This window comes from Bradyrhizobium sp. SZCCHNR1043 (genome assembly GCF_032489675.1).
GTDB lineage: Bacteria > Pseudomonadota > Alphaproteobacteria > Rhizobiales > Xanthobacteraceae > Bradyrhizobium.
This window is the reverse complement of record NZ_JAUEYN010000017.1, coordinates 193,667-209,033: the sequence shown is the minus strand read 5'-3', so window position 1 is coordinate 209,033 and position 15,367 is coordinate 193,667. Positions and strand designations below refer to the sequence as shown.

Genomic DNA, 15,367 nt, shown 5'->3' with positions numbered 1-15,367 from the left:
TCAACCATGGCCGACCACCACGTGCTGATCGCCGAGATAGGCGCGCTTGACCTCCTCGTTCTGCCGGATCTCGTCCGGCTTGCCCGAGGCGATGATGCGACCATAGACGAGGACCGAGATGCGGTCGGCGAGCGCGAACACCGCCTCCATGTCATGCTCGACCAGCACGATCGACACTTCCTTGCGCAGCTCGTTCAGCAGCTTCACCATGCGCTGCGACTCGGTCACCCCCAGGCCGGCCATCGGCTCGTCGAGCAGCAGGAGCTGCGGCTTGGTCGCGAGCGCGACCGCGAGCTCCAGCTCGCGCTGCTCGCCATGGCTTAGCTTCGACACCAGCACATCGGCGCGATGGCCGAGACCGACGCGCTCCAGCGCGGCGTGCGCGGCGGCACGCAGCGGCTTGTCCTTGCGCGCGGCGGCGAAGAAACGGAACGAGTGCTTGCCGTCATGGGCTTGCGCCGCAAGCGCGACATTGTCGGCTGCGGTGAAGTCCGTCAGCAGCGAGGTGATCTGGAACGAACGCGCCAGCCCCAGCGCGCTGCGCTTATAGGCGGGGAAATGCGAGATGTCGCGGCCCCCTAAGAAAATGCGACCCGCATGCGGCGCCAGGTGGCCGGTGAGCTGGCTGATCAGCGTGGTCTTGCCGGCGCCGTTCGGCCCGATGATGGCGTGGATCTCGCCCTTGGCAACGTCGAGACAGACGTGATCAGTCGCGACGATGCCGCCGAACCGGCGCACGAGATTGTCGACGCGAAGCAGAGGTTCAGCCACGGTTCAACCTCCCGAGCATGCCCATGATGCCGCCGCGGCCGAACAGCACGATCAGGAGCAGCAGCGGCCCCATGATCAGCGCCCAATATTCGGTGATCTGCGACAGCACCTCTTCCAGCACCAGGAACACCACCGAGCCGACGACTGGCCCCATCAGGGTGCCCATGCCGCCGAGGATGACCATCACCATGAGGTCGCCGGAGCGGGTCCAGTACATCACGGCAGGGCTGACGAAATCGGTGTTGTTGGCGAGCAGCGCGCCGGACAGCCCGCACAGCATGCCGGCGATGACGAAGCAGGCCAGCTTGTAGCGCTTCGACGGGAAGCCGATCGCCTGCATGCGCTGCTCGTTGGAACGCAGGCCCTGCAGCACGAGACCAAAGCGCGAATTGACGATGCGCCAGACCAGCACGACGACGGCGAGCAGGCAGAACAGGCAGAGATAATAGAACTGCACGCGGTTGCCGAGATTGATGAGGCCACCGAAATCGCTGCGCTTGTAGACGGTGAGCCCGTCATCCCCGCCGTAACGGGCGAGGCCGGACGCGACGTAGTAGGCCATCTGCGCAAAGGCCAGCGTGATCATGATGAAATACACGCCGCGGGTACGCAAGGAGAGCGCACCGATGACCAGCGCATAGAGCGCAGAAACCGCGATGGCGACCGCGAACTGGGCATAGCCGGAGCCGATGCCCTCCTGCGCCAGGATGCCGACGGCGTAGCCGCCGATGCCGAGATAGGCGGCATGGCCGAAGCTCATCATGCCGCCATAGCCCATGATCAGGTTGAGGCTGACGGCCGCCAGCGCCAGGATCACGATGCGGGTGAACAGCGTGAGGATGAAGATGTTGCCGGAGAGGTTCGAATAGACCGGCAGCAGCACCAGGCCGGCCACGACGATGACGGCCACGATGGTCGAAACGTTGAGCGAGGATTTCATCTGCGGTTGGCCGGAAACAGACCTTCAGGCCGCGCCACCAGCACGATCGCCATCAGGAGGTAGATCAGCATCGACGACATCGCCGGCGCCGCAGTGGAGGCCGCGGCCGAGTTCAGGACCTGGCGCAGCAGATTGGGCAGAAAGGCGCGGCCCATGGTATCGATCAGGCCGATCATGATCGCCGCGATGAAGGCGCCGCGGATCGAGCCGATGCCGCCGATCACGATCACCACGAAGGCGAGAATCAGGATGTTCTCGCCCATGCCGATCTGCACCGTGAGGATCGGCGCCTGCATGAGCCCGGCGAGGCCGGCGAGCGCGGCGCCGAGGCCGAACACCAACGTGTAGAGCAGCTTGATGTTGATGCCGAGCGCGCCGATCATCTCGCGGTTGGAGGCGCCTGCGCGGATCAGCATGCCGATCCGCGTCCTCATCACGCCGAGATAGAGCAGAAGCGCCACCAGCAACGCCACGACGATGATCGCAAGCCGATAGGCCGGATATTGGATGCCGGGCAGGATCGTGACCGGGAAGGCGAGCCAGGACGGCAGCGGCAGCGCCAGTCCCGCCGGGCCCCAGATCAGCCGGACGGCCTCGTTGAAGAACAGGATCAGGCCGAACGTCGCGAGCACGTGGTCGAGATGGTCGCGCCCATAGAGATGGCGTAGTGCCGTGAATTCGAGCACGATGCCGAGCAGAAGCGTGGCACCGAGCGCCATGACCGCGCCGAGCACGAAGCTGCCGGTCCAGGCCACGAAGGTCGCCGCGAAATAGGCGCCCATCATGTAGAGCGAGCCGTGGGCGAGGTTGACGAGGTCCATGATGCCGAACACCAGCGTCAGGCCGGCGGCCAGCAGGAACAGCAGCAGTCCGAACTGCAGCCCGTTCAGGAATTGTTCGACGACGAGAAGCATGCCCCTCACTTCACGCTCAAAAAGACGGCGGCAGAACCCGTTCCAGGCGCTGCCGCCATGTCCGTCCCGATCTTAGGCCGGAGATGTTTTAAGCTTCAAGCAAATTCCAGGCCTGTTTCGTCCCTGGCTCGGAATTCTTTCCGCTCACTTCATCGGGCACTTGTCGTGGAAGCGGTCCTGGTCGTTCTCGACGATGGTGGCGACCATCTTCAGCGACAGCTGGCCGTCGGCGTCCTTGACCACGTCCTGCAGGTAGAAGTTCTGGATCGGGATGTGGTTGTTGCCGAACTTGAAGGAGCCGCGCAGCGACTTGAAGTTGGCCTTCTCCATCTCGGCCTTCATCGCGTCCTTCTTGGACGTGTCGCCCTTGACCGCAACCACGGCGCTGTTGATCAGCTGCGCCGCATCATAGGCCTGGGCGCCGTAATAGGTCGGACGCAGGCCGGTGTATTTCTTGCGGTAGTCGGCGACGAACTTCTTGTTCTGCTCGTTCGGCAGGTCGTTGACCCATTCCTGGGCGCCGGGCACGCCGATCGCATTGTCCTTCTGCAGCGGCAGCGACAATTCGTCGACGGTGAAGGCGGTGTAGAGCGGCATCTTCTCCTTGAGGCCGGCCTGCGAATATTGATTGAGGAATTGCACGCCGGCAGCGCCGGGATAGAACACGAAGATGGATTCGGCGCCCGAGGCGCGCGCCTTGGAGAGCTCGGCGGAAAAGTCGAGCTGGCTCGGCCACACCGTGTATTCCTCACCGACGACCTGGCCCTTGAAGGTGCTCTTCACGCCCGCCAGCATGTCCTTGCCGGCCGCATAGTTCGGGCCGATCAGAAACACCGACTTGACGCCCTTCTGGTTCATGTAGAGGCCCATCGCGGCGGGCGTCTGGTCGTTCTGCCAGGAGGTCGAGAACACGTAAGGCGAGCACAATTCACCGGCGAGCTGCGACGGGCCGGCATTGGCCGAGATCAGAAAGGTCTGGGAATCCACCGCGGTCTTCAGCGACGCCAGCAGCACGTTCGACCAGATGTAGCCGACGATGAAGTCGACCTTGTCGGACTGCACCAGCTTCTCGGTCTTCTGCTTGCCGACGTCAGGCTTCTGCTGGTCGTCCTCGTAGATCACCTCGACCGGTTTGCCGTCGATCTTGCGGCCGAGATGGTCGAGCGCGAGCTCGAACGAATTTCGCATGTCGTTGCCGATCACGGCGGTCGGACCGCTGAACGTCGAGACGAAGCCGATCTTGATGGTGTCGCCGGCGAAGGCCGTGCTCGAAAACAGCAGCGCCGCGGCGCCTGCCAGCCAGAACCTCTTCATGGTCTTCCCTCCCCTCAAGCAAATCGTTCTTATCGTTGTTTCGTCGCCGGCACGCAGTAGCACGACCAGCGGCGGCGTTTCGCCGCAGCATCCGTCGCGCGGTGCTCATCCTGCGCGCCGTCGATCTATGCACCATAATTCCCGGAAACGGACAAAGGCAAGAACTATAGTGCCTGTTAAGGATACCGCAGCACAGCAGAACCGGCCGCGTCAGCCTGACACGGCCGGCTGCGATACTCTCGGTATCACTCGCAACGAGCGTCACTTCACCAGCGCGCAACCACCGTCCGCAATCGGCCGGAACGCCTGCTCGGCCGGAATCGTCGAGACCAGACGATAGTAGTCGTAAGGATATTTCGACTCCTCCGGCTTCTTGACCTCGAACAGATACATCGGGTGGATCACGCGGCCGTCGGCCCGGATCGTCACATCGCCGAACAGCTTGTCCTTGCCCTTCACCGTCTTCATCTGCGGCACGACGTCCTTGGCATCGTCACTGCCGGTGGCCGCAACCGCATTGAGATAGGCAAGCGTCGAGGCGTAGACGCCGGCCTGGTTGCCGCTCGGCATCTTGCCGTTCATGCCGGGGCGCGCCGCGAAACGCTTGGCGAAAGCGCGGGTGTCGTCGTCCATGTCCCAGTAGAAGGCCTCGAGCAGTTGCAGGCCCTGCGCCGCCTTCAGGCCCATGCCATGGATGTCGTTGATGAACAGCAGGAACGCGACCAGCGACTGGCCGCCCTGCTGAATGCCGAACTCGGACGCCTGCTTGACCGCATTGATGGTGTCGCCGCCGGCATTCGCCAGCCCGATCACCTTGGCCTTCGAGCCCTGCGCCTGCAGCAGGAACGAGGCGAAGTCCGTCGTGCCGAGCGGATGCTTGGCCGAGCCGAGCACCTTGCCGCCGTGCTTCTCGATGTAGTTGGTGGCCTCCGCCTCGATGCCCTGGCCGAGCGCGTAGTTGACCGTGATGAAGTACCAGTCCTTGCCACCGCGGCCCATCATCGCGGCTGCCGTGGTGTTGCCGGTCGCCCAGGCGTCGTTGACCCACTGGATCGTATTGGGCGAGCACGCCTTGCCGGTCAGATCGGAGCTGGCGGTGGACGAGGCTAGGAACGTCATGCGGCTTTTGCGCAGCAGCTCGTTGACGGTGAGGCCCACGGCCGAGTTCGGCACGTCGACGACGGCATCGACCTTGTCGACATCGAGCCATTTGCGCGTGATCGCCGAGCCGACATCGGCCTTGTTCTGGTGATCGGCATAGACGATCTCGACCTTGATGCCTTTACCGCCACCGTTGAAATCCTCCGCCGCCATGCGCGCGGCCTCGACCGAGCCCATGCCGTTGGTGTCCTGGAAGATGCCGGAAATATCGTTGAGCACGCCGACGCGTACGACATTGTCCGAGATCTCGCCGGCCCGCGCCGCGCCTGCAAGGCAGAATATTGCGACCAGCGCCAGCGCGCACGAATTCAGCTGCTTCATGATGTCCTTCCCCGTGTGTTGCTTGTTTGATTGTTGTCGTTGCGACTGGAGATCGTCTCCAGTTGCGAAATCAGCTCTGCCGATCCGGAATGCGCACCACCAGTCCGGCCAGCGCCGGCTGCACCTTGATCTGGCAGGACAGCCGGCTGTTCGGCCTTCGCTCGGCGGCGGTGCCGTCCAGCAGCGCATCCTCATCGTCGGACACGGGATCGAGCTTGCCGGTCCAGGCGCCGTCGACATAGACGTGGCAGGTGGCGCAGACGGCGTTGCCGCCGCATTCGGCGACGATGCCGTCGATGCCGTGGGTCAGCGCCGCCAGCATGACGCTGGCGCCGTCCTCGGCCTCCACGCTTTCGCTGCGGTTGTCGGGATGGATGAAGGTGATCGTGGTCATGGTACAGCTCAGGCTGGAGTAAAGGTGACCGGCAGGCTCTCCAGCCCGCGCAGCGTGTTGTTGTAGCGGCGCTTCGGCTCGCCGCTCATCGTGATGCTCCCGACCTTGCGTGCGAGCGCCGTCAGCACCGCCTCGCCTTCGAGCCGCGCGACGAGCTGGCCGACGCACATGTGGATGCCCGAGCCGAAGCCGACATGGCCGGAGACTTTTCGGGTGACGTCGTAGGCGTCGGGCTGCTCCCAGCGGCGCGGGTCGCGATTGGCGCTACCTAAGAACATCAGCACCTTCTCGCCTTCGGGAATCGTGACGCCGCCGAGTTCGACGTCACGCGTGGTGGTGCGGAAGAAGGTCTGCACCGGGCTTTCGAACCGCACGGCCTCCTCGAACGCGTTGCGCGCCAGCGACGGATCGGCGCGCAGCCGCGCCCATTGATCGGGGAAGCGCGCCAGGCAATACACCGCGGCGCCGATGCCATAGACGGTGGTGTCGAGGCCGGCCGACAGCAGCGAGCGCACCAGCAACGGCGCCTCAGCCGGCGTGATCTCGCCGCTGTCGCTGAAGGCATGGATGCAGGAACCGAAGCCGCCGGGCGCGAGATTGTCGCGCTGGCACTGCTCCGTGACATAGGCCTGGTGCGGCGCCGAGCGCTCGATCGCCTGCTGGCGCAGCTCATTCGGCGGACCGAACGCGTTGAACACCAGGCTCGCATAGGGAATGAGATGCTCGCGCCCCTCCGGCTTCAGCCCGAGCGCATCGGGAAACACCGACAGCGGATAGGCCTCGGCGAGATCGGGGATCGCGTCGAACGAGCCACGGCCTACGAGCTCGTCGACCTTGGCCTCGGCCGCGGCCATGAAGCCGTCGCGCAGCCGCTTCATGACAGCCGGCGACAGCACCTTGCTCAGCACGGCGCGGGTGCGCGTATGCGCCGACGGATCCGCCTCGAGGATCAGGCTCGGCGGCCGCCACGGCTTCTCCTTGGCGAAGTCGCTCAAGCCCACGCCGCGGCTGGAGCAGAACGTCTGGGGATCGTTGAGAACGGCATAGACCTCGGCGTAGCGGGCGACGCCGTAGACGTTCCACGCGTCCAGATGGACGACGGGGCCGGCCTCGCGCATCTCCTGATGCGCGGGATAGGGATCGTCGAAGAATTCATACGAGAAAGGGTCGATGGCGAGGTGCGGGATGGCCGGCGCCACGCCGGCAGCAGGGGAAAGACCTGTTGGGTTCATGCGGAGCTCCCGAAGTTTGGCCTTGTCATGCGGCTTTTCGTATCCGTATGAGTGGCGATGCATGGACGTTGGGGATCATGAGCGAGAAATCCGGGACGCCGCGCAAGGCGCAGCCGCGCGAAGCTGAGGGGCAAGGCCTCACGCTCGATCTCGACCGCTATGTGCCGGCCTTCATCACCTTCATCGCCAACAAGCTGTCGAACAGCGCCACCGCGTTCTATCAGCGCAATTTCGGCGTCAACGTCACCGAATGGCGTATCATGTCGCTGCTGGCGATCGAGCCGGGCATCCCGGCCTCGCGCATCTGCAGCGTGATCGGCTTCGACAAGGGGCCGGTCAGCCGTACGCTGGCGCTGATGAAGGGCCGCGGCCTGATCGCGATCCGCAACGATCCGGAGGACGGCCGCAGCCATTCGATCTCGCTGACCGCCAAGGGCCGCGCGACGCACGACAAGGTCATCATCGCCGCGCTGGAACGCGAGCGGCGTCTGCTCGCCTGTCTCGACAAGGATGAGCGGGAAGTCCTGATCACGCTGCTGCGCCGAATCCACGACAATCTCGACGCCGTCACGGGCGCGAGCTGAGCCACTCAGGCAGGAGCCGCCAAACGGCTGACCCGTTCGCTGCGGCAATCTGTTGGCGCGCGCGCAAGCGGCCGCGCCTGCGGCGAGCAGGCTGCGCATGACGTTCCCGTCCCTTCTTCGAGACGCGGATCATCCCGCGCCTCCATTGCTGATCGGGTCGATCGTTCCACATATTAGTTGCTTTAGCAACGATATATTTTCGGCCGCATGAGATCCCGCAGCGCGAAAGCGCCGTCGCACTCGATCCTTCAAATTCTAGCTATCGGCGAAGGCGCGCGGCAATTTCGCCCTGATATGCCGTGTCGGCCGCGCTCCCGATTGCGGCGCGGCCTGCGGGGAGAGGCGGATGTTGGGGTTCATTTTCGGTTTCAATGCGCGTCTCGGCCGTCTGCAATATTTTCTCGCCTCGCTCGGTCTTGCGCTGGTTTCGGTGGTCCTAATCGTGGTCGTGGCCGTCGGTCTTGCCGCCCTCGCCCCTCAGAAGTCGGAGCTGACGGTGAGCTTGCCGATCGTGGTGCTGATCGGCCTGTGCCTGGTGGCGAACCTGATGCTGCAGGCGATGCGCTTTCGCGACATCGGCTGGGACCCGGTCTGTGTGATCCCGGCCTGGATCGCCGTCATGGTGCTGGACTACGTGATCGCCGGCCGGTTTCCCGAATACGCGGCGACATCATCGCACCACGGCACGTGGGTTGGCGCCCTGGTCAATCTCGGCCTGAGCGTTGCGCTGCTGTTCTTCCCCAGCGGGGCTGACGACCCGCCATCGTCGGGAGCTACCGTGGGTCGCCCGCCGTCCGCATCGTTCCGGACGGCCCGTGGCGCCGGCTCGGCCACCGAGGCACGACTTGCGCGCATCACCGGCGGGGAGGCCGAGCGGCGCGGGTACTAGGCGGCGGCGCCCAGCCTGCTCACAAATTAGGCAAATCGCCTTCGGCAACCACATCCGAATGCCCGGCGGCCTGCCGGACGGCGCACCAACCCACTGACTTTCAAGATTTTTCCTTATCAGGCCCGCATCCCCGCCGTGTACACAATGGCACATGGCTTGCTACGTTCGCAGCCGGATTGGCGAAGCGGAGCGCAAGGAAATGGCAGGCCAGAGTTTGGGCTCGGACGAGACGCGGAGCGCCGCGTGACCGAGACCATTGCCGAGATCGTCGCCGCCCATCGCGCCGGCCTGACGACGCCAAAGGACACGCTCGCGCGCACGTTCGCCCGCATCCGCGCGCACAACGACCCCGCCATCTTCATCAGCCTGCGCGGCGAGAAGGACGCGCTCGCGGAGGCCGAAACCCTCGCCGAGAAGGACAGATCACTGCCGCTCTACGGCGTGCCCGTCGCGGTCAAGGACAACATCGACGTTGCAGGCCTGCCGACAACAGCGGCGTGCCCGGCTTTTGCCTATACGCCCGCACGCGATTCCACGGCGGCGGCGCGGCTGCGCGCCGCCGGCGCCATCATCATCGGCAAGACCAATCTCGACCAGTTCGCCACCGGCCTCGTCGGGGTGCGGTCGCCCTACGGCATCCCGAGAAATCCCGTTCACGCCGATCTCGTACCGGGTGGATCGAGCTCCGGCTCGGCGGTCGCCGTCTCAGCCGGTCTCGTGCCGCTGTCGCTCGGAACGGATACGGCAGGCTCCGGCCGTGTGCCGGCGATGCTCAACAACATCGTCGGCCTGAAGCCGAGCCTCGGCATGATCTCGACGTCGGGGCTGGTGCCGGCCTGCCGCACGCTCGACTGCATTTCGGTGTTCTCGCTGACGGTCGACGACGCCGTCGCGGCGCTCTCGGTGCTGGCGGCGCCGGATCCGCTCGATCCGTTCTCGCGCGACCGGCCGCTTGCGGCCGTGACGGCATTTCCCGAGGGCGTGAAGCTCGGCATTCCCCGCCCCGGGCAATTGATCTTCTTCGGCGACAAGGCAGCGGACGCCGCCTATGGCGCTGCGGCCGCGCGCTTCGTCAAGCTCGGCGCCGAGCTGGTCGAGTTCGACCTCGAGCCGTTCTACGAGACCGCGCGGCTGCTCTATGAAGGCCCCTGGGTCGCCGAGCGCTATCTCGTGATCCGCGATCTCCTCGCCTCCGATCCCGATGCGATCCACCCCGTGACGCGCGAGATCACCATCGGCGGCGCGCGCGGCAGCGCGGCCGAGACCTTTGCTGCGCTGTACCGCCTGCAGGCGCTGCGCAAGGTGGCCGAGCACACCTTCGCCGATGTCGACGCGCTGGTGCTGCCGACGGCGCCGACCGCCTACACCACCGCGGACGTGCTCGCCAACCCGATCGAGCTCAACAGCCGGCTCGGCACCTACACCAACTTCGTCAACCTGCTCGATCTCTGCGGGCTTGCCGTGCCGGCTGCGATGCGCAGCGACGGCGTCCCGTTCGGCATCACCCTGCTTGCGCCAGCCGGCCGCGATGCGGCGCTCGCCAGTCTCGGGCGCGCCTTCCATGCCGACACGGCGCTGCCGGTCGGCGCCAAGGCGACACCGCAGCCGCCGCTCGCAGCACCGTCGTCAGCGCTGCATGGCGACGAGATCGCCATCATCGTGGTCGGCGCGCATCTCTCCGGCATGGCTTTGAACCACGAACTAACGAGCCTCGGCGGCCGGCTGCTGGAAGCGACCAACACCGCGCCCGACTACAAGCTCTATGCACTGTCGACCACGCCACCCAAGCCCGGCATGTTGCGGATCGAAGACGGCAAGGGCACCGCGATGGAGGTCGAACTCTGGGCGCTGTCGGCGGCGAGCTTCGGCAAGTTCGTCGATCTGATTCCGCCGCCGCTGTCGGTCGGCACCATCCGCTTGGCGGACGGCCGCAGCGCCAAGGGCTTCCTCGTCGAGCCGGCCGCGCTCGATGGCGCCCGCGACATCTCGGAGTTCGGCGGCTGGCGAGCGTATATGGCGCAGAAGGGCTGATCTATTTCGCGCGTCATGATTGCGTGCGCTGCCGTAGGGTAGGCAAAGGCGCGCCCGTACTGTCCCAACGAGCGAGATCGCGGTGGCGCCGTGCCCACCGTTTCGCCGCGGAGTCCGTGGCCCGACGGTGGGCACGCTGCCGCCTGACGGCGACTGCTTTGCCCACCCTACCGCTCGAACGAAGAGCTACACCGACACCGCGTAGATCTCGTATTCGCCGCGCACCAGCTCGATGTGGGCTTTCATGGCACTCGCCGCGCCGGCCTTGTCGCCGCGCAGGATGGCGACGACGACGCGGTCGTGCTCGGCATGCGACTTGGCGAGGCGGCCGAGATTGCGGAACTGTGCGCGGCGGAACGGCTGCACACGCACCCGCGTCGCCAAGGTGATCTCGGCGATGTAGGCATTGTGCGCGCCGGCATAGATCGCGTTGTGGAAGCGCTCGTTGACCTCGTGGAAGCGCTCGGGATTGCCGGCGTGGCTGAGATTGCGCAGCTCCTCGTGGATGGCTTCCAGCCGCTGCCGCTCGACCGGCGTCATGCGCTGCGCCGCGAGACCGGCGCACAGGCCCTCGAGCTCGGCCATCGCCTCGAACATGCCGGTGAGACGGTCGGCCGACGGTCGCGCCACGACAGCGCCGCGATGTGCACGCGCCTCGATCAGCCCGGAAGTCGCCAATTGACGCAGCGCTTCGCGCACCGGCGTGCGCGAGACGTTGAAGCGCTTGGCGATCTCGGTCTCGTCCAGCGGCGCCCCCGGCGCCAGCGCGCCGCGCACGATCTCATCGGCGAGTTGCAGGCGCAACTCCTCGGCGCGGGTGATCTTCGCAACCGCAGGCGGCGCGCGGTCGATGCGCTTGATCTCGGAGTCGCGGGCGGGCCGCTGCCGCGTTCGCGGCGGAAGATCGTCCAGGCTCATCCTCAGCCGCCTTTTGCTTCATCGATGATGCTGACATGGGCAGCGACGATTCTCCAGCCTTCCGGAAACCGGATCCAGGTCTGCATCTGGCGTCCGACCTTGCCGGGCGCGGTGTCGCGATAGAACAGCGTCGAGGCGACCGCGGCGTCACGGCCGTAAGCGGTGATCACGGTGCGCGCGGTCCGCCGCATCAGCCCGGCCGGCGAACGCGCGGCGCGAAATGCCGCGATCTCGCCGTAGCCATAGAGGTTCTCGCCGATGCCGTAGCGCAGCGTGCGGCAGTCCTGCTTGAAAAGCTCGTCGAGCACGGCGACGTCGTTGCTGATCAGCGCCTGTTCATAACGCTGGAACTGCGCGGTGACTTCCGCGACGACGTCAGGCAGATCGACTTCCATTCTCCAGAACTCCTCGCGGGGCCGGCGCAGCGGCGACGCCAAGCTGTTGCAAGGCGTGGGCCACACGCAATGCGACATGTTCGCACCACGGCGCCGCGATGATCTGCACGCCGATGGGCATCGGCTCGAGCGGAATCGGAACGGCGACGACGGGAAGCCCTATGAACGAGATCGGCTGGGTATGAATGCCGATATTGGCGCGCACCGGCAGCTCGACGCCGTCGAGCACGAAGGTCGTCTGCCCGAGCTTGGGTGCAACGCAGGGCGTTGCCGGCGCGATCAGCACGTCGACGGACTTGAACAGCTCCAGCACCCGGGCGCGGTACCAGCGGCGAAACTTCTGCGCGCGGTCGACCATCGGCGCCGGAATCATCGCACCCGCAATCAGGCGGTCGCGCACCGCCGGATCGAAATCACCCGGGCGCGTGCGCAGCCGGTCGAGATGCAGCGAGGCGCCCTCGGTGGTGCTGATGACGTAAGCCGCGGCGCGGGCGCGCGCCGCTTCGGGCACCTCGATCACCTCGGTGACCTTCAGCGCGGCCGCGACACGAGCGACCGCTTCGGCGGCTTCGGGAAACAGATTCTTCTGGAAGTGCCCTCCGGCAAGGGCGATGCGCAGATCGCCGATGGCTTGCGAGAACCGACCGGAGACCGGCTCCGGTGCCCGCGTGGTGCACGCGGCGTCGTCCGGATCGGGCCCCTGCATGGCGTCATAGGCGAGCGCGAGATCCTCGACTGAGCGCGAGAACGGACCGAGATGATCCAGACTCATGACGAACGGAAACGAGCGCGCACGCGACAGCCGGCCATAGGTCGGCTTGAGACCGAAGATGCCGCAGAACGAGGACGGCACGCGGATCGAGCCGTTGGTGTCGGAGCCCAGCGCGATCGGCACCAGGCCGCCGCCGACGGCGCTGCCCGAGCCGCCCGACGAGCCGCCGCTCATCCGCGTCGGATCATGCGGATTGCGCGACGGGCCGTCGTGCACGTTCTCGCCGGTGAAGTCGTAGGCGTATTCGCCCATGTTGAGCGCACCGATCAACACCGCGCCGGCGGCTTCCATCCGCGCGATCAGCGTCGAGTCCCGCGTCGCCGCCGGGCGATCGCGGTTGATCCTGGAGCCGGCCCGGGTCGGCAGCCCCGTGACGTCGAACAGGTTCTTCACCGCAAACGGCACGCCGGCGAGCGGGCCGACGGGCTTGCCCGCAGCGATGGCCGCATCCACGGCGCACGCCCTCGCTCGCGCACGCTCGGCGGTGATGTCCGTAAAGGAATTCAGCACACCATCGCGCGCCGCAATCCGCGCCAGCGCAGCGTCGGTGGCCTCGACGGCGGAGAGCTTGCGGGTGGCGACTGCGGCCGCAATCGCGCGCGCGGTCATGTCGGCAGGATCAAGCGGTGAAGACACTGGCAGGCTCGGCTTCGTCAGGCAGGGAGAATTCGTCGACCAGCTTCGCCATCTTCAGCGAGACCTCGAGATTGGCGCGAATCGGCGGGCGCCACGCGTCCTCGATCGGCAGAGCCAATGCATGCCCGACCGCGTCGATGTAATCGTCCAATGGCTCCGCCATCAGCTTTTCTCCTCAAGCTTTCACGCTCAATGCGCCGGCAATGGCGGGTGCGGAATCGCCGTCAGCAACTCCCGCGTATAGTCATCCTGCGGATGACCTAGCACACGTTCGGAGGTGCCCTCCTCGACGATTCGGCCCGACCGCATCACGATCACACGATCGCACAACAGCCGCACCACATTCAAATCATGGGAGACGAACAGATAGCTCATACCTAATTGCTGCTTGAGGTCCTGCAGCAGATTGAGCACGACCGCCTGCACGGAGACGTCGAGCGCCGCCGTGGGCTCGTCGAGGATGACGAGCTTCGGGTGCAGTGCGATGGCGCGGGCGATGCCGACGCGCGCCTTCTGGCCGCCCGACAATTGGTGCGGAAAGCGGTCGAGCAGATCGAGCGGCAGGCCGACCATGGTGGCGAGCTCCTCGCAGCGCGCACGAAGCGCGTCGCGGCCCTTGATGTCGCCGAGCTGCAGGATCGGATCGGCGATGGCACGCGCCGCGGTGAAGCGCGGATTGAGGCTGTCGGTCGGATCCTGGAACACCATCTGGATGCGGCTGCGCAGCGGAAGCCGGGCAAAGGCCTGCGGCAGGATGTTGCCGATCTCCTCGCCATCGAAGCTGATGCGGCCCGAGCTCTGGTCGAGCAGCCGCATCACCATCATCGACGTCGTCGACTTGCCACAGCCGGATTCGCCGACCAGGCCGACGCTCTCGCCATGACCGACCGTGAAGCTGATGCCGTCGACGGCGCGGAACATCTCCGGCTCGACCGCCGGCTTGCGGCCGAACAGCTTTGACAATGTCGCCGAGGCGCCCTGGCGGGGATACTCCTTGACCAGTTTGTCGATGAGGAGAAGCGGGCGCAGGCTCGTCGCGCTCCGCTCGTCCTCCGCACTCCGCTCGTCACCCCCGGGCTTGACCCGGGGGGCCATCTCCTTCGAAGAGTCTTGCGCGGAAGGATGGATCGCCGGGTCAAGCCCGGCGATGACGGAGTGAGATTGCGGAGAAGACGTAGCCTCCTCCTCCGGCAGCAATTCGCGCAGGGACACGCCGAGCCGCGGCGTCGCGCGCATCAGCTTGCGCGTGTAGGGATGCTGCGGGTTGGCGAAGATGTCGGCGGCCCTGGCGGTCTCGACCACCCGGCCCTTCTCCATCACCACGACGCGATCGCAATAGGCAGCGGCGAGACCCAGATCGTGCGTGATCAGGATCGTCGACATGCCGCGGCTCCTGGTCAGCTCGACCACGAGATCCATCACCGCCTTCTGCGTGGTGACGTCGAGGCCGGTGGTCGGCTCGTCCGCGATCAGCAGCTGCGGGTTGCAGGCCAGCGCCAGCGCGATGACGACGCGCTGGCACATGCCGCCGGACAATTCGAACGGATAGGCGTGGTAGCGCTCGCGCGGGCGGGCGATCTTGACCTGCTCGAGCGCTGCGATCGCCTTTTCGGCGCGATCAGTCGCGGCCGCCTGGGCGTGCTGCCTCAGCACGTCCTCGATCTGCTGGCCCACTTTCCGGATCGGATTGAGGGCCGCGCGGGGGTTCTGGAAGATCATCGAGATCTCGCGGCCGCGCAGATCGCGCATCGCGCTTTCCTCGGCCGCCTTGACGTCGATCCCCGAGAACATCACCGAGCCCTCGGCAATGCGTCCCGCGCGGTCGAGGATGCGCATCACGGCATAGGAGGTCACCGACTTCCCCGAGCCGGATTCGCCGACGATCGCGAGCGTCTCGCCCTTGGCGACGGAGATATCGACATGCTGCACGGCCTTGACGATGCCACGCCGGGTGGAGAATTCGACCGTGAGATCGCGAACGTCGAGCAGCGGCTGGGCGGTCATCCATGGCTCCGCTTGTTACGACCGTCATGCGCGGGCTTGACCCGCGCGTCCATCAAGCCAGGGAAGGCCTGTTCCAAGGGATGGATTGCCG

15 protein-coding genes are annotated in these 15,367 nt (G+C 66.0%); 3 read left to right on the top strand and 12 right to left on the bottom strand.

The window, feature by feature from the left end:
- The 7 genes from QX039_RS28490 to QX039_RS28460 all read right to left on the bottom strand — a co-directional run bounded on the left by QX039_RS28490 (position 1) and on the right by QX039_RS28460 (position 7,047).
- On the bottom strand, positions 1–771 hold the full coding sequence (locus tag QX039_RS28490) for an ABC transporter ATP-binding protein (protein WP_315740532.1): 771 nt from the start codon (positions 769–771) through the stop codon (positions 1–3).
- Positions 764–1,711: a branched-chain amino acid ABC transporter permease gene (locus QX039_RS28485; protein WP_315740533.1), complete on the bottom strand. Its 948-nt coding sequence runs from the start codon at positions 1,709–1,711 to the stop codon at positions 764–766. Before QX039_RS28485 ends, QX039_RS28490 begins: the two co-directional genes overlap by 8 nt.
- Positions 1,708–2,625, bottom strand: a complete 918-nt coding sequence (locus tag QX039_RS28480) for a branched-chain amino acid ABC transporter permease (protein WP_315740534.1) — start codon at positions 2,623–2,625, stop codon at positions 1,708–1,710. The genes QX039_RS28485 and QX039_RS28480 overlap by 4 nt, the downstream gene beginning before the upstream one ends.
- Positions 2,626–2,769: 144 nt before the next feature.
- Positions 2,770–3,939 (bottom strand): ABC transporter substrate-binding protein, encoded by a 1,170-nt coding sequence (locus QX039_RS28475; RefSeq protein WP_315740535.1) that lies wholly within the window; start codon positions 3,937–3,939, stop codon positions 2,770–2,772.
- Positions 3,940–4,200: 261 nt separating this feature from the next.
- Positions 4,201–5,421, bottom strand: a complete 1,221-nt coding sequence (locus QX039_RS28470; RefSeq protein ID WP_315740536.1) for an ABC transporter substrate-binding protein — start codon at positions 5,419–5,421, stop codon at positions 4,201–4,203.
- A gap of 70 nt (positions 5,422–5,491) precedes the next feature.
- Positions 5,492–5,815 carry a 2Fe-2S iron-sulfur cluster-binding protein gene (locus tag QX039_RS28465; protein ID WP_315740537.1) on the bottom strand — a complete coding sequence of 108 codons (324 nt, stop codon included), beginning with the start codon at positions 5,813–5,815 and terminating at the stop codon, positions 5,492–5,494.
- Positions 5,816–5,823: 8 nt separating this feature from the next.
- Complete coding sequence (locus QX039_RS28460; RefSeq protein ID WP_315740538.1) at positions 5,824–7,047, bottom strand: cytochrome P450; 1,224 nt, start codon at positions 7,045–7,047, stop codon at positions 5,824–5,826.
- A 77-nt stretch (positions 7,048–7,124) separates the two neighbouring features.
- Here QX039_RS28460 and QX039_RS28455 point away from each other — a divergent pair, with 77 nt between their 5' ends.
- From QX039_RS28455 to atzF, 3 genes are all read left to right on the top strand, one after another.
- On the top strand, positions 7,125–7,631 hold the full coding sequence (locus QX039_RS28455; RefSeq protein ID WP_315740539.1) for a MarR family winged helix-turn-helix transcriptional regulator: 507 nt from the start codon (positions 7,125–7,127) through the stop codon (positions 7,629–7,631).
- 346 nt (positions 7,632–7,977) lie between these two features.
- Positions 7,978–8,520 carry a DUF805 domain-containing protein gene (locus QX039_RS28450; protein ID WP_315773705.1) on the top strand — a complete coding sequence of 181 codons (543 nt, stop codon included), beginning with the start codon at positions 7,978–7,980 and terminating at the stop codon, positions 8,518–8,520.
- A gap of 243 nt (positions 8,521–8,763) precedes the next feature.
- Positions 8,764–10,551, top strand: coding sequence for an allophanate hydrolase (gene atzF, locus QX039_RS28445; RefSeq protein WP_315773707.1), 1,788 nt, complete (start codon positions 8,764–8,766; stop codon positions 10,549–10,551).
- Between the two features lie 186 nt (positions 10,552–10,737).
- On the opposite strand, the gene QX039_RS28440 is transcribed toward atzF, so the two are convergent.
- Genes QX039_RS28440 through QX039_RS28420 form a run of 5 tightly spaced genes read right to left on the bottom strand, consistent with a single transcriptional unit; the run spans position 10,738 to position 15,276 of the window.
- The gene (locus QX039_RS28440) at positions 10,738–11,469 is read right to left on the bottom strand and encodes a GntR family transcriptional regulator (protein ID WP_315740542.1); all 732 of its coding nucleotides are present in this window, start codon (positions 11,467–11,469) and stop codon (positions 10,738–10,740) included.
- 2 nt (positions 11,470–11,471) lie between these two features.
- A complete protein-coding gene (gene hpxZ, locus QX039_RS28435) occupies positions 11,472–11,864 on the bottom strand; it encodes an oxalurate catabolism protein HpxZ (protein WP_315773709.1) in 393 nt (130 codons plus the stop codon).
- The gene (locus tag QX039_RS28430; protein WP_315773765.1) at positions 11,845–13,245 is read right to left on the bottom strand and encodes an AtzE family amidohydrolase; all 1,401 of its coding nucleotides are present in this window, start codon (positions 13,243–13,245) and stop codon (positions 11,845–11,847) included. Before QX039_RS28430 ends, hpxZ begins: the two co-directional genes overlap by 20 nt.
- Positions 13,246–13,255: 10 nt before the next feature.
- Positions 13,256–13,435, bottom strand: a complete 180-nt coding sequence (locus QX039_RS28425) for a DUF4089 domain-containing protein (protein WP_315773711.1) — start codon at positions 13,433–13,435, stop codon at positions 13,256–13,258.
- A gap of 26 nt (positions 13,436–13,461) precedes the next feature.
- Positions 13,462–15,276 carry an ABC transporter ATP-binding protein gene (locus QX039_RS28420; RefSeq protein WP_315773713.1) on the bottom strand — a complete coding sequence of 605 codons (1,815 nt, stop codon included), beginning with the start codon at positions 15,274–15,276 and terminating at the stop codon, positions 13,462–13,464.
- Positions 15,277–15,367 lie beyond the last annotated feature (91 nt).

Excerpts from the sequence above, each read along its gene's own strand:
- QX039_RS28485 (WP_315740533.1), bottom strand. The coding sequence starts at position 1,711 with ATGAAATCCTCGCTCAACGTTTCGACCATCGTGGCCGTCATCGTCGTG.
- QX039_RS28480 (WP_315740534.1), bottom strand. The coding sequence starts at position 2,625 with ATGCTTCTCGTCGTCGAACAATTCCTGAACGGGCTGCAGTTCGGACTG.
- QX039_RS28475 (WP_315740535.1), bottom strand. The coding sequence starts at position 3,939 with ATGAAGAGGTTCTGGCTGGCAGGCGCCGCGGCGCTGCTGTTTTCGAGC.
- QX039_RS28470 (WP_315740536.1), bottom strand. The coding sequence starts at position 5,421 with ATGAAGCAGCTGAATTCGTGCGCGCTGGCGCTGGTCGCAATATTCTGC.
- QX039_RS28465 (WP_315740537.1), bottom strand. The coding sequence starts at position 5,815 with ATGACCACGATCACCTTCATCCATCCCGACAACCGCAGCGAAAGCGTG.
- QX039_RS28460 (WP_315740538.1), bottom strand. The coding sequence starts at position 7,047 with ATGAACCCAACAGGTCTTTCCCCTGCTGCCGGCGTGGCGCCGGCCATC.
- QX039_RS28455 (WP_315740539.1), top strand. The coding sequence starts at position 7,125 with ATGAGCGAGAAATCCGGGACGCCGCGCAAGGCGCAGCCGCGCGAAGCT.
- QX039_RS28450 (WP_315773705.1), top strand. The coding sequence starts at position 7,978 with ATGTTGGGGTTCATTTTCGGTTTCAATGCGCGTCTCGGCCGTCTGCAA.
- QX039_RS28440 (WP_315740542.1), bottom strand. The coding sequence starts at position 11,469 with ATGAGCCTGGACGATCTTCCGCCGCGAACGCGGCAGCGGCCCGCCCGC.
- hpxZ (WP_315773709.1), bottom strand. The coding sequence starts at position 11,864 with ATGGAAGTCGATCTGCCTGACGTCGTCGCGGAAGTCACCGCGCAGTTC.
- QX039_RS28430 (WP_315773765.1), bottom strand. The coding sequence starts at position 13,245 with ATGACCGCGCGCGCGATTGCGGCCGCAGTCGCCACCCGCAAGCTCTCC.
- QX039_RS28425 (WP_315773711.1), bottom strand. The coding sequence starts at position 13,435 with ATGGCGGAGCCATTGGACGATTACATCGACGCGGTCGGGCATGCATTG.
- QX039_RS28420 (WP_315773713.1), bottom strand. The coding sequence starts at position 15,276 with ATGACCGCCCAGCCGCTGCTCGACGTTCGCGATCTCACGGTCGAATTC.